Here is a 12,670-nt window from a genome sequence, read left to right as displayed (position 1 = left end):
TTATTCCTCAACTGAACCGCCAGCAGCTTCGATTGCTGCTTTTGCACCTTTAGTTACACGTAAACCACGTACAGTAACTGCAGACTTCACTTCACCAGCTAAGATAACTTTAGCGAATTGAATATCTTTAGTTAAAATGTTTGCAGCTTTTAATGCTTCTAAAGTGACAACATTTCCTTCAACTTTTGTTAATTCGTTTAAACGAACTTCAGCAGTTACAGCTGATTTCATTGAAGTGAAACCAAATTTTGGTAAACGACGGTATAATGGCATTTGACCACCCTCGAAACCACGACGAACACCGCCGCCAGTACGAGATTTTTGACCTTTATGACCACGACCACCAGTTTTTCCTAAACCTGAACCAATACCACGACCAAGGCGTTTTGCACTATGCTTAGCACCTTCAGCCGGAGATAGAGTATTTAAACGCATTCTCTTACTCCTCCACTTTAACCATGTATGAAACTTGGTTAATCATACCACGTACTGCCGGAGTATCGATTAACTCAACAGTATGGTGCATATGGCGAAGACCAAGGCCACGCAAGGTAGCTTTGTGCTTCGGTAAACGAGCAATTGCGCTACGAACTTGAGTTACTTTAATAGTTTTAGCCATTATCAATTACCCCAAAATTTCATCAACGGTTTTGCCACGTTTAGCAGCAACCATTTCTGGTGATTTCATATTTGCTAATGCATCAATAGTTGCACGAACAACGTTGATTGGGTTGGTTGAACCATACGCTTTAGAAAGAACGTTACGTACACCAGCAACTTCTAACACTGAACGCATTGCACCACCTGCGATGATACCTGTACCTTCGCTAGCTGGTTGCATGAATACGCGAGAACCAGTGTGAACACCTTTAACTGGGTGTTGTAATGTACCTTCATTTAAAGCGACATTAATCATATTGCGACGTGCTTTTTCCATCGCTTTTTGGATCGCTGCCGGAACTTCACGAGCTTTACCATAACCAAAACCTACGCGACCGTTACCATCGCCTACTACTGTTAAAGCAGTAAAGCTCATAATACGACCACCTTTTACAGTTTTTGATACACGGTTTACTGCGATTAGCTTCTCTTGCAGTTCACCAGCTTGTTTTTCGATGTTTGACATCTCAATTTACCTCATTAGAACTGTAGACCAGCTTCACGTGCAGCGTCCGCTAAAGTTTGGACACGACCATGATATTTAAAACCGGAACGGTCAAAAGCAACGTCTTTAACGCCTTTTGCTAATGCGCGCTCAGCAACAAGTTTACCTACTACTGCTGCGGCATCTTTATTACCGGTATATTTAACTTGCTCACGAATTGCTTTTTCAACAGTTGAAGCAGCGGCAAGCACTTCTGAACCGTTTGGTGCAATAACTTGTGCGTAGATATGACGCGGAGTACGGTGAATAACTAGACGAGTTACACCTTGCTCTCTCATCATATGACGTGCACGAGCTGCACGACGGATACGAGCTGATTTCTTATCCATAGTGTTACCTTAATTATTTCTTCTTAGCCTCTTTCATACGTACTACTTCATCAGAGTAACGTACACCTTTACCTTTATAAGGTTCAGGACGGCGATAAGCGCGAATATCTGCTGCAACTTGACCAATTAACTGCTTGTCAGCACCTTTTAAAACGATTTCCGTTTGTGAAGGGCATTCAGCAGTAATACCTGCTGGTAAAGTGTGCTCCACAGGGTGAGAGAAACCTAAGCTTAATGCAACTACGTTGCCTTTAACTTGAGCTCTGTAACCAACACCCACTAGTTGTAATTTCTTAGTGAAGCCTTCAGTAACACCGATAACCATTGCATTAACTAATGCACGAGCTGTACCCGATTGAGCATTCGCTCCAACAAAACCTTCACGTGGAGTGAAAGTAAATTGACCATTATCTTGTTTAACTTCAACTGAGTTATGAATTGCGCGAGATAACTCGCCATTTTTACCTTTTACTGTTAATAGCTGACCGTCGAGTTTAACTTCAACGCCGGCAGGAATATTAACAGGTGCCTTTGCAACACGAGACATTTTCCTACCCCTCTATTAAGCTACGTAACAGATGATCTCACCGCCTAAGCCCGCTTGACGAGCTGCACGGTCAGTCATAACACCTTTAGATGTAGAAATTACAGCAACACCTAAACCACCCATAACTTTTGGTAATTCGTCTTTACGTTTGTAAATACGAAGACCAGGACGGCTTACACGTTGGATGCTTTCTACAACCGGTTTGCCTTGGAAATATTTTAAAGTAATTTCCAATTCAGGTTTTGCACCTTCTAAAACTTTAACGCTTTCGATATAACCTTCAGCAGCTAATACGTTGGCAATTGCCACTTTTAGCTTGGAAGAAGGCATATTGATTGCAACTTTGTTCGCAGCTTGACCGTTACGAATACGAGTCAACATATCTGCGATTGGATCTTGCATACTCATTGTACTTTTTCTCCGATTCCAAAATAAAGTGGTATATTACCAGCTCGCTTTTTTAAGGCCTGGGATCTCGCCGCGCATAGCAGCTTCACGAACCTTAATACGGCTTAAACCAAACTTACGTAAAACGCCGTGAGGACGTCCAGTTTGGCGGCAACGGTTACGTTGACGACTAGGGCTAGAATCGCGTGGTAAAGTTTGTAATTTTAACACTGCATTCCAACGATCTTCGTCAGAGGCATTGACATCAGAAATGATTTTCTTTAATTCTGCACGTTTAGCGAAGAATTTTTCAGCCAATTTAACGCGTTTTACATCGCGTGCTTTCATTGATTGTTTTGCCATTATAACCTGCCTTATTTACGGAATGGGAAATTAAAGGCAGCAAGTAGTGCTTGACCTTCTTCATCATTCTTAGCAGTAGTTGTGATAGTGATATCTAAACCACGTACACGATCTACTTTATCGTAATCGATTTCAGGGAAGATGATTTGTTCACGCACACCCATGCTGTAGTTACCACGACCATCAAATGATTTCGCGCTTAAACCGCGGAAGTCACGAATACGTGGAACAGCAATTGTAATTAAACGTTCAAAGAACTCCCACATACGCTCACCGCGTAGTGTTACTTTACAACCGATTGGATATCCCTGACGGATTTTAAAGCCAGCAACAGATTTACGAGCTTTAGTTACTAAAGGTTTTTGACCGCTAATTGCTGTTAAGTCCGCTACTGCGTTGTCTAGCAATTTCTTATCGGTCAATGCTTCACCCACACCCATATTCAGGGTAATCTTTTCGATTCGTGGGACTTGCATGACAGATTTGTAGCCGAATTTATTTTTTAACTCGTTTACTACTTGATCTCTGTAGTAATCATGCAGTTTCGCCATCGCATTACTCCAGTTTGTTAGATAATTTCATTGTTAGATTTGAAGAAACGTACTTTTTTGCCGTCTTCGAATCTAAAACCTACACGGTCAGCTTTGTTTGTTTTTGGATTGAAAATCGCAACATTAGAAGCATCGATAGCTGCTTCTTTTTTCACTAAACCACCAGCTTGTCCTAAAGCAGGAACTGGTTTTTCATGTTTAGTGATGATGTTGATACCTTCAACAAACACTTTACCGTTTGGTAACACTTTAGTTACCTTGCCACGCTTGCCTTTGTCTTTACCGGCAAGTACGATTACTTCATCGTTTTGACGAATTTTTGCAGCCATTTCTCACTTCTCCTTACAGTACTTCTGGTGCCAAAGAAATGATCTTCATGAATTTCTCAGAACGAAGTTCACGAGTCACCGGTCCAAAAATACGAGTACCGATTGGTTGCTCTGTGTTATTGTTTAAAATTACACAAGCGTTACCATCGAAGCGAATGACTGATCCGTCTGGGCGACGAACACCCTTCTTGGTGCGCACAACAACTGCTTTTAATACATCACCTTTTTTAACTTTACCGCGTGGAATTGCTTCTTTCACAGTAACTTTGATGATATCACCAATAGCAGCATAACGACGGTGCGATCCACCTAGAACCTTGATACACATTACGCTGCGAGCACCAGAGTTATCGGCAACATCCAGCATAGTCTGTTCTTGGATCATATTTTATGCTCCGTTAAGTTAATAATACACCCTTTCGGGACGAACCTATCCATGCCTTATAAAGATATATGGCGGATAGGTGGCGGAGTTTACCAAAATCAAGCTATAAACGCAATCAAAATTTTATGCTTAAATCAGAGTGCTTAAAGTGCGGTCAAATTTTTATGACTTTTTAGCAAACTTTGGAAAGAAAAAAGCCAACGGTATAAACCATTGGCTTTTATTTTTAACTTGTTAATTAAGCAATAACTGCTTTCTCAACAACACGAACTAAAGTCCAAGATTTAGTTTTAGAGAGAGGGCGACATTCGCGAATCTCTACTACATCACCTAATTTGGCTTCGTTGTTCTCATCGTGTACGTGTAATTTAGTTGTACGACGGATAAATTTACCGTATAACGGGTGTTTTACCTTACGTTCAATAGCAACAACGAAAGATTTTTCCATTTTGTCGCTAACAACTTTACCTTGTACGCTACGAATTTTATCAGTCATTACTCACCCGCCTTCTCAGTTAAAATGGTTTTAACACGTGCGATATCACGACGCACTTGTTTAGCCTGATGGGTTTGTTGAAGCTGACCGGTGGCTGTTTGCATACGCAATTTGAATTGTTCACCTAAAAGGTTCACTAATTCATCATTCAGCTCTTCAACACTTTTTGTACGTAAATCTTGAGCTTTCATTACATCACCGTCTTAGTTACGAAGGTAGTCTTGATTGGCAATTTAGCAGCTGCTAATGCAAATGCTTGTCTTGCGATCTCTTCAGACACACCATCCATTTCATAAAGTACTTTACCCGGTTGGATTAAGGCTACCCAGTACTCAACGTTACCTTTACCTTTACCCATACGGACTTCTAATGGTTTTTCAGTAATTGGTTTATCTGGGAAAACACGGATCCAGATTTTACCTTGACGTTTAACTGCACGTGTCATTGCACGACGAGCCGCTTCAATTTGACGAGCGGTTAAACGACCACGACCAACTGCTTTTAACCCGAATGTACCGAAACTAACTTCAGTACCACCCGCGATACCACGGTTACGACCTTTGTGAACTTTACGGAATTTTGTACGTTTTGGTTGCAACATTTAGCGTTTCTCCTTACTTACGACCTTTGCCACGCGGAGCCTTTTTAGGCTTGTCGGCAGGTTGTTGTTCTGATTGCGCAACTGCAGCCATTCCACCCAAAATTTCACCTTTGAAGATCCATACTTTAACGCCAATTACGCCGTATGTAGTATGAGCTTCTGCAGTGTTATAATCGATGTCCGCACGAAGAGTATGTAGAGGTACACGACCTTCACGATACCATTCAGAACGTGCGATTTCTGCACCACCTAAACGACCGCTAACTTCAACTTTGATACCTTTAGCACCTAAACGCATTGCGCTTTGTACCGCACGTTTCATAGCACGACGGAACATTACACGACGTTCTAATTGAGAAGCGATGCTGTCTGCAACTAATTTTGCATCTAATTCCGGTTTTTTCACTTCAGCAATGTTGATTTGAGCCGGAACGCCAGCGATTTGAGATACTGCGTTACGTAATTTTTCAACATCTTCACCTTTTTTACCGATAACGATACCAGGGCGAGCTGTGTGAATTGTTACACGAATACTTTTCGCTGGACGCTCAATAGTAATACGTGAAACCGAAGCGTTTGCTAATTCTTTAGTTAAGAATTTGCGTACTTTGAAGTCACCGTCAAGATTGTCGGCGAAATCTTGTGTATTCGCGAACCAAGTAGAGTTCCAAGGTTTTACAATACCTAGGCGAATACCATTTGGATTTACTTTTTGACCCATTGCTATTCCTCTACTTATTAACGATCTGACACAACCACAGTGATGTGGCTAGTACGTTTTAAAATACGATCTGCACGACCTTTAGCACGTGGCATAACACGTTTCATGCTAGGACCTTCGTCAACGAAGATTTTAGCAACTTTAAGATCATCGATATCTGCACCATCATTATGCTCTGCGTTAGCAATAGCAGACTCTAATACTTTTTTCACTAAAGCCGCAGCTTTTTTGTTAGTAAAAGTTAAGATTTCTAATGCTTGCGCAACTTTTTTACCACGAATTAAATCGGCAACTAAGCGAGCTTTTTGGGCAGAAGTGCGAGCGTAACGATGTTTTGCGATAGTTTCCATCTATTTACCTCTTATTTCTTAGCTTTCTTATCTGCCGCGTGACCGCGGTATGTACGAGTCGGTGCAAATTCACCTAATTTATGGCCGATCATTTCATCAGATACATAAACAGGAACGTGCTGACGACCATTATGGACTGCGATGGTCAATCCGATCATTGAAGGAATGATCATTGAACGACGGGACCAAGTTTTGATTGGTTTTTTATCCCCGCTTTCCACCGCCTTCTCTACCTTCTTCAACAAGTGTAGGTCAAGGAAAGGACCTTTCTTGAGAGAACGTGGCATGGCTTATCCTCTTATTAATTTAAATTATTTGCCACGACGACGTACGATGAATTTATCAGTACGTTTGTTGTGACGAGTTTTCTTACCTTTAGTTTGAACGCCCCAAGGAGTTACTGGGTGTTTACCAAAGTTACGACCTTCACCACCACCGTGTGGGTGATCTACTGGGTTCATTGCAGTACCACGGACTGTAGGGCGAATGCCTCTCCAGCGATTAGCACCAGCTTTACCCAATACGCGAAGCATATGTTCTGAGTTACCAACTTCACCGATTGTAGCAACACATTCAGCTAATACTTTACGCATTTCGCCTGAACGTAAACGTAAAGTTACGTAGTTGCCTTCACGAGCGATGATTTGTACATAAGCACCAGCAGAACGAGCGATTTGACCGCCTTTACCTGGTTTTAATTCAACGTTATGTACTGTTGAACCAACTGGGATATTACGCATTGGTAATGAGTTACCTACTTTAATAGGTGAGTTAACGCCAGATTGGATTTGATCGCCAACTGACAAACCTTTAGGTGCTAAGATATAACGGCGTTCACCATCTTTATAAAGCACTAAAGCAATGTTAGCTGAACGGTTTGGATCATATTCTAAACGTTCAACAACCGCTGGGATATCTAACTTGTTACGTTTGAAATCGATTAAACGGTAATGTTGTTTATGACCACCACCGATGTGGCGAGTGGTAATACGACCATAATTGTTACGACCACCAGTTTTAGATTTAGTATCTAGAAGAGGCGCGTAAGGTTTACCCTTGTGTAATTCAGGGTTCACGATTTTAACAACGTGACGACGACCAGCGGAGGTCGGCTTACATTTAACGATAGCCATTCTCTAATTTCCTCCGATTACTCTGCACTGTCCACGAAGTCCAAGTTTTGGCCTTCGGCTAAAGTTACATAAGCTTTTTTCCAGTCGCTGCGACGACCCATTTTGTTACCACGGCGTTTAGTTTTACCTTTAACAACCACAGTACGAACTGAGTCAACTTTTACTTCAAATAATTGAGCAACAGCAGCAGCAATTTCAGCTTTGTTCGCATCTAAAGCAACTTTAAGTACAACAGTGTTAGATTTTTCAGCATTGTTAGTTGCTTTTTCAGAGATGTGCGGTGCACGTAGCACGCTTAGCAAACGTTCTTGACTCATGCTAGGATCTCCTCAATTTGTTTCACAGCGTCAACAGTAACAATCACTTTATCGAAAGCGATTAAGCTAACTGGATCGATACCTTGAACATCACGTACATCAACTTTATATAAGTTACGTGCCGCTAAGAATAGATTTTCATCTAAACTTGCTGTGATTATTAACGCATCTTCAACTGCTAAATCTTTTAATTTTTGTACTAAAACTTTAGTTTTTGGTGCATCTAATTCGAATTTTTCAACAACAACCAAACGGTCTTGACGAACTAATTCAGAAAGAATGCTTTTGATAGCACCACGGTACATTTTCTTGTTCACTTTTTGGCTGTGATCTTGTGGTTTAGCCGCGAAGGTTGTACCACCAGAACGCCAGATTGGTGATTTGATATCACCAGAACGAGCACGACCTGTACCTTTTTGACGCCAAGGTTTTTTACCTGAACCAGACACTTCAGCACGAGTTTTTTGCGCACGAGTACCTTGACGAGCACCTGCTGCATAAGCAACAACAACTTGGTGAATCAAAGCTTCGTTAAACTCACGTCCGAAGGTAGTTTCAGAAACAGTTAGTGCGTTTGCACCTACAACTTGTAATTCCATCTCTATCTCCTAGACTTATGCTTTAACTGCTGGCTTAACGATAACATCGCCATTGATAGCACCAGGTACAGAACCTTTTACTAATAGCAATTTACGCTCAGCATCTACACGAACAACTTCAAGTGATTGAACGGTTACACGCTCAGCACCTAAATGTCCTGCCATTTTTTTACCTTTAAACACACGACCTGGAGTTTGGTTTTGACCAATAGAACCAAGTACACGATGTGATAAAGAGTTACCGTGTGTAGCATCTTGAGTACGGAAGTTCCAACGTTTAACACCACCTTGGAAACCTTTACCTTTAGAAGTACCAGTAACATCTACTTTTTTAACATCTGCAAAGATGTCAACATTGATTTCTTGACCTAAAGTGAATTCTTCACCTTCAGTACGAAATTCCCATAAACCGCGACCAGCTTCAACACCTGCTTTCACGAAATGACCTGCTTCAGGTTTAGTTACACGATTCGCTTTTTTAGAACCAGTAGTAACTTGAACTGCAGTATAGCCATCGTTTTCAAGAGTTTTAACTTGAGTTACGCGGTTGGCTTCGATTTCGATAACGGTAACTGGTACAGAAACACCGTCTTCATTGAAGATACGGGTCATACCAACTTTACGACCGACTAAACCAATCATTGTAATAACCTCTTAATTAACCTAGGCTGATCTGCACGTCCACGCCGGCAGCCAAATCTAAACGCATTAATGCATCAACAGTTTTTTCTGTTGGCTCTACGATATCTACTAAACGTTTGTGTGTACGAATTTCGTATTGATCACGCGCGTCTTTGTTCACGTGTGGAGAAATCAACACGGTGAAACGCTCTTTACGAGTTGGTAAAGGGATTGGACCACGAACTTGTGCACCAGTACGTTTAGCTGTTTCTACGATCTCCGCAGTAGATTGATCGATCAAACGGTGATCGAAAGCTTTTAAGCGGATACGGATTCTTTGGTTCTGCATTAGACCAGAGCTCCAATAAAATTTAGCTAATAAAAAACTAACACCAATCACAATTCTAACTTCAAAATAGAAAAGGAGGTGTAAGTTACCTGTTATATAGTCTCCAAATCGGAAACATTGTTAGTATTACATATCGTAATACTCGTTTAATAAATGATTACATTAAACGGCTTTCAATATCTGAAAGCCCGTGGATATTACACAAAAACACCTAATTATGCAAGCTTTTTGTTCAATTAATTTCCACATACAAAAAAGTGCGGTCATTTTCCCGAATGTTTTCAGATGAAAACACGACAAAAAATGACCGCACTTTAATATAAATGAAATCTATAGTTTGTTATCTAACATTGCAATATGTCTTGTTGCTGCAATCCAAGCGCCAACATAGCCCATAATCAAGCAGCTGACTAATAAGAAGATCAGCTCGCCTACGCCTAATCCATTGAGCTCAAATGTAACCGCAAAGATATCCGTTACATATTTCACCGCTGAAGTAAAGTACCCGACAATAAGACTGCTAAAGAGTGCTGCAACCAATCCGCCCAACACCGCATAAATCATACCGGTATAAAGATAAGGACGAAGAATGAATTGATCTGTCGCACCTAATAGTTTCATCACATCAATACTTGCTCGACTACTATAGACATCAGAGCGAATACTATTTCCGATAACAAGGAACACCGCAATAGTCATCAAAACCGTACAGAAAATTGCCACATGCGCAAATAACCACGAAAGTGCGGTCAATTTTTCCATCCAATCGTTATCTAAACGAACTTCTTGCACCCCTTTAATTTTATTTAAATTGGTACGTAATTCTGCTCGTTTTTCAGATGCATTAAAGTCTTTAGACGGCTTCACCATCACGACAGCCGGTAATGGATTATCATCTAAAATCTCTAATTCTTCACCAAAACCAGACCAACTCTTGAATTCTTTTAAGCTTTCTTGGCGAGAAACATAATTTAAAGATTCCACGCCTTCTTGTTGACGGATTTTTTCCACCACTAAGTTAGCATCTTCTTCACTTAAATTTTTGTGTAAGTAGATTGTGAGTTCGCTTTCCGGATAAAATTGAGTCGTCGCTAAATGTAAATTTTTCCATAACAAATAGCTCACCGTTGGAATCGTTAAAGACACGGCAATGACTAAAATTGTTAGCAATGTACCAAATTTACGTTTTACCAAATCGCCCAAAACAGAACGCAAGGTATAGGCAGTTTGCACGCCAAAAGAAGCATCAATACGTCTTGTCATTTTTTATCCTTAATAGCGTAAATAGCCTTGTTCAAGTACAAGACATGGTTTTGGTTTTTGTTGAATTAAATTGATATCGTGTGTCGCAATTAAGACTGTCATGCCTAAACGATTAAACTCTTCAAAAAGATTAAAAATCCCTAAGGAAAGTTCATCATCAAGGTTGCCAGTCGGCTCATCCGCTAATAAAAGTTGCGGTTTATGTACGATTGCGCGTGCGATATCTACACGTTGTTGTTCCCCACCTGAGATTTGTGGCGGCATATAATTCGCTTTACTACGTAAGCCCACACGATCTAATGCAACCAATGCACGTGTATGTGCTTCTTTCGGGTTCATGCCAGCAATAATCAATGGCAGCGCCACATTTTCTACCACGCTACGATCCGTTAATAAACGATAATCTTGGTGAACCATACCGATTTGACGACGTAAAAATGGGATTTCATATTTAGACAAACGCGTAATATCATGACCATTAAACCAAATATTACCGGCATTCGCCTTTTCCATTCCCATGATTAATTTAAGCAAGGTACTTTTACCCGCGCCAGAATGCCCAACAAGATAAGTCATACTTCCGACAGGCAGATGAAAATTCAAACCCTGCAAGGCCGGCTGAGTCGCACCATGATAAGCTTTAGAGACATTTGAAAATCGAATCACTTTATTATTCCTTTTTATTCTTCATTTTCGTGAACAAACAATGCTTCAATAAATTCTTCTGCATTAAATTCGCGTAAATCTTCAATTTTTTCACCCATACCAATATAACGAATTGGTAAATTAAACTGATCTGCAATGGCGAAAATTACCCCACCTTTTGCTGTTCCATCTAATTTGGTTAATGTAATACCTGTTAACCCAACAGCCTCATTAAAGAGTTTGGCTTGGCTAATGGCATTCTGCCCTGTACCCGCATCTAAGGTAAGCATGATTTCGTGCGGTGCGGTTTCATCGTATTTTCTCATGACACGAACAATTTTCTTCAATTCATCCATGAGATTATTTTTATTTTGTAAACGTCCTGCCGTATCCGCAATTAAAATATCAATGTTACGTGCTGCGGCAGATTGCATTGCATCAAAAATCACCGACGCAGAATCTGAACCCGTACTTTGTGCCACCACCGGAATATTGTTTCGCTCACCCCATACTTGAAGTTGTTCTACTGCTGCGGCACGGAAAGTATCCCCTGCTGCTAACATGACTGATTTACCTTCATTTTGGAATTTACGAGCTAACTTACCAATTGTGGTTGTTTTACCTACACCATTTACGCCAACCATTAAAATAACGTACGGTTTTTTAGTGCTATCAATAACTAACGGCTGCGCGACAGGTTTTAAGATCTCCGCCATTTCAACTTTAAGTTGTTGGTAAAGTAATTCCGCATCTTGTAATTGTTTACGACTTGCGTGCTCCGTTAAATTCTTAATGATCTTATTGGTTGTTGGCACGCCAATATCGGCAATCAAAAGCTGCTCTTCCAACTCATCAAACAAATCATCATCAATTTTTTTGCCTAAAAAGAAAGATCGGAAACCCGCACCAATATTTTGTTTGGTTTTGAGCAAGCCTTTAACTAAACGGCTGAAAAAGCCACCTTCACTTGGTTTTTCTTGCGTTTCGGTATTGATATCTGAACGTAATTCGTCTTTAACATCTTCAACAATTTCAGATTCAATCTCCGCTTCAACCACAGGAAGATCTTCAATGACATTATCTGGTTCAATAATGCTTTCTGCTGGCTCTTCTGTAGGAAGTGCGATTGAAATTTCTTCTGTTTTCACCGTTTCTTCGTCAATTGTTTCAATCACCGGTGTATCTAAAACAGGTTCAATATTGACCGCACTTTCAGGTGAAATCACTTGTTCTACGATAGGTTCAAGATGCTCAACAACGACCTCTTCTGCTTTATCTTCTTGCAGTTGTTCAGCTAATTCCTGTAATTCTTCCTGTTCAACTTGTTCTAATTGAACGTTCTCTTCAGCGTGAACAATTTCTTCCTCAGGTGAAACATCGACAGGTTCTACAGATGGCTCTTCAATAATTGGCTCAATTTTTTGTTCTTCTTGCTTTTTATTGCGACCAAAAAGGGAGGCCCAAAATCCACCTTTTTTCTTTTCTTCTGACATAAATTCTTCTCTTAAACACAAATCTG

The 12,670-nt window shown here is 40.5% G+C and carries 24 protein-coding genes; all 24 read right to left on the bottom strand.

The window, feature by feature from the left end; translation table 11 throughout:
• The 24 genes from rplO to ftsY all read right to left on the bottom strand — a co-directional run bounded on the left by rplO (position 1) and on the right by ftsY (position 12,644).
• Entirely contained in the window at positions 1–435 is a 435-nt protein-coding gene (gene rplO / locus DPV85_RS09010; protein WP_005695100.1) for a 50S ribosomal protein L15, read from the bottom strand.
• 4 nt (positions 436–439) lie between these two features.
• Positions 440–619: a 50S ribosomal protein L30 gene (rpmD, locus tag DPV85_RS09005; protein ID WP_046339253.1), complete on the bottom strand. Its 180-nt coding sequence runs from the start codon at positions 617–619 to the stop codon at positions 440–442.
• Positions 620–625: 6 nt separating this feature from the next.
• Complete coding sequence (rpsE, locus tag DPV85_RS09000) at positions 626–1,126, bottom strand: 30S ribosomal protein S5 (protein WP_005695098.1); 501 nt, start codon at positions 1,124–1,126, stop codon at positions 626–628.
• 14 nt (positions 1,127–1,140) lie between these two features.
• Complete coding sequence (rplR, locus tag DPV85_RS08995; protein WP_005695097.1) at positions 1,141–1,494, bottom strand: 50S ribosomal protein L18; 354 nt, start codon at positions 1,492–1,494, stop codon at positions 1,141–1,143.
• A gap of 13 nt (positions 1,495–1,507) precedes the next feature.
• Positions 1,508–2,041, bottom strand: coding sequence for a 50S ribosomal protein L6 (gene rplF / locus DPV85_RS08990; RefSeq protein ID WP_070592717.1), 534 nt, complete (start codon positions 2,039–2,041; stop codon positions 1,508–1,510).
• A gap of 15 nt (positions 2,042–2,056) precedes the next feature.
• A complete protein-coding gene (gene rpsH / locus DPV85_RS08985; protein WP_005625877.1) occupies positions 2,057–2,449 on the bottom strand; it encodes a 30S ribosomal protein S8 in 393 nt (130 codons plus the stop codon).
• A 36-nt stretch (positions 2,450–2,485) separates the two neighbouring features.
• Entirely contained in the window at positions 2,486–2,791 is a 306-nt protein-coding gene (gene rpsN / locus DPV85_RS08980) for a 30S ribosomal protein S14 (protein WP_007242504.1), read from the bottom strand.
• Positions 2,792–2,802: 11 nt separating this feature from the next.
• Positions 2,803–3,342 (bottom strand): 50S ribosomal protein L5, encoded by a 540-nt coding sequence (gene rplE, locus DPV85_RS08975; protein WP_018356926.1) that lies wholly within the window; start codon positions 3,340–3,342, stop codon positions 2,803–2,805.
• A gap of 17 nt (positions 3,343–3,359) precedes the next feature.
• The gene (rplX, locus tag DPV85_RS08970) at positions 3,360–3,671 is read right to left on the bottom strand and encodes a 50S ribosomal protein L24 (RefSeq protein WP_005695092.1); all 312 of its coding nucleotides are present in this window, start codon (positions 3,669–3,671) and stop codon (positions 3,360–3,362) included.
• A 13-nt stretch (positions 3,672–3,684) separates the two neighbouring features.
• Positions 3,685–4,056, bottom strand: coding sequence for a 50S ribosomal protein L14 (rplN, locus tag DPV85_RS08965; RefSeq protein WP_005619403.1), 372 nt, complete (start codon positions 4,054–4,056; stop codon positions 3,685–3,687).
• Between the two features lie 238 nt (positions 4,057–4,294).
• Complete coding sequence (rpsQ, locus tag DPV85_RS08960) at positions 4,295–4,552, bottom strand: 30S ribosomal protein S17 (protein ID WP_005695091.1); 258 nt, start codon at positions 4,550–4,552, stop codon at positions 4,295–4,297.
• Positions 4,552–4,743: a 50S ribosomal protein L29 gene (gene rpmC / locus DPV85_RS08955; RefSeq protein WP_014064571.1), complete on the bottom strand. Its 192-nt coding sequence runs from the start codon at positions 4,741–4,743 to the stop codon at positions 4,552–4,554. The genes rpsQ and rpmC overlap by 1 nt, the downstream gene beginning before the upstream one ends.
• Positions 4,743–5,153, bottom strand: a complete 411-nt coding sequence (gene rplP / locus DPV85_RS08950; RefSeq protein WP_005695088.1) for a 50S ribosomal protein L16 — start codon at positions 5,151–5,153, stop codon at positions 4,743–4,745. The genes rpmC and rplP overlap by 1 nt, the downstream gene beginning before the upstream one ends.
• Before the next feature lie 13 nt (positions 5,154–5,166).
• Positions 5,167–5,874 carry a 30S ribosomal protein S3 gene (gene rpsC, locus DPV85_RS08945; protein WP_005640982.1) on the bottom strand — a complete coding sequence of 236 codons (708 nt, stop codon included), beginning with the start codon at positions 5,872–5,874 and terminating at the stop codon, positions 5,167–5,169.
• Between the two features lie 17 nt (positions 5,875–5,891).
• Positions 5,892–6,224, bottom strand: coding sequence for a 50S ribosomal protein L22 (gene rplV, locus DPV85_RS08940; RefSeq protein WP_005625897.1), 333 nt, complete (start codon positions 6,222–6,224; stop codon positions 5,892–5,894).
• Between the two features lie 11 nt (positions 6,225–6,235).
• Entirely contained in the window at positions 6,236–6,511 is a 276-nt protein-coding gene (rpsS, locus tag DPV85_RS08935) for a 30S ribosomal protein S19 (protein WP_005539416.1), read from the bottom strand.
• Between the two features lie 24 nt (positions 6,512–6,535).
• Entirely contained in the window at positions 6,536–7,357 is an 822-nt protein-coding gene (gene rplB, locus DPV85_RS08930) for a 50S ribosomal protein L2 (RefSeq protein WP_014064570.1), read from the bottom strand.
• Between the two features lie 17 nt (positions 7,358–7,374).
• Positions 7,375–7,674, bottom strand: coding sequence for a 50S ribosomal protein L23 (rplW, locus tag DPV85_RS08925; protein ID WP_005632756.1), 300 nt, complete (start codon positions 7,672–7,674; stop codon positions 7,375–7,377).
• Complete coding sequence (rplD, locus tag DPV85_RS08920; RefSeq protein WP_005695085.1) at positions 7,671–8,273, bottom strand: 50S ribosomal protein L4; 603 nt, start codon at positions 8,271–8,273, stop codon at positions 7,671–7,673. The genes rplW and rplD overlap by 4 nt, the downstream gene beginning before the upstream one ends.
• Before the next feature lie 15 nt (positions 8,274–8,288).
• Entirely contained in the window at positions 8,289–8,915 is a 627-nt protein-coding gene (gene rplC, locus DPV85_RS08915) for a 50S ribosomal protein L3 (RefSeq protein ID WP_005632753.1), read from the bottom strand.
• 16 nt (positions 8,916–8,931) lie between these two features.
• Positions 8,932–9,243 (bottom strand): 30S ribosomal protein S10, encoded by a 312-nt coding sequence (gene rpsJ, locus DPV85_RS08910; protein WP_001181005.1) that lies wholly within the window; start codon positions 9,241–9,243, stop codon positions 8,932–8,934.
• Between the two features lie 330 nt (positions 9,244–9,573).
• The gene (ftsX, locus tag DPV85_RS08905) at positions 9,574–10,506 is read right to left on the bottom strand and encodes a permease-like cell division protein FtsX (protein ID WP_070592719.1); all 933 of its coding nucleotides are present in this window, start codon (positions 10,504–10,506) and stop codon (positions 9,574–9,576) included.
• A 9-nt stretch (positions 10,507–10,515) separates the two neighbouring features.
• Entirely contained in the window at positions 10,516–11,172 is a 657-nt protein-coding gene (gene ftsE, locus DPV85_RS08900; RefSeq protein WP_070592721.1) for a cell division ATP-binding protein FtsE, read from the bottom strand.
• Between the two features lie 14 nt (positions 11,173–11,186).
• A complete protein-coding gene (ftsY, locus tag DPV85_RS08895; RefSeq protein ID WP_111327770.1) occupies positions 11,187–12,644 on the bottom strand; it encodes a signal recognition particle-docking protein FtsY in 1,458 nt (485 codons plus the stop codon).
• Positions 12,645–12,670 lie beyond the last annotated feature (26 nt).

Source organism: Haemophilus parainfluenzae, from assembly GCF_003252725.1.
GTDB lineage: Bacteria > Pseudomonadota > Gammaproteobacteria > Enterobacterales > Pasteurellaceae > Haemophilus_D > Haemophilus_D parainfluenzae_L.
The sequence above is the reverse complement of the archived record's forward strand: the minus strand, read 5'-3'. Positions and strand labels throughout refer to the sequence as shown.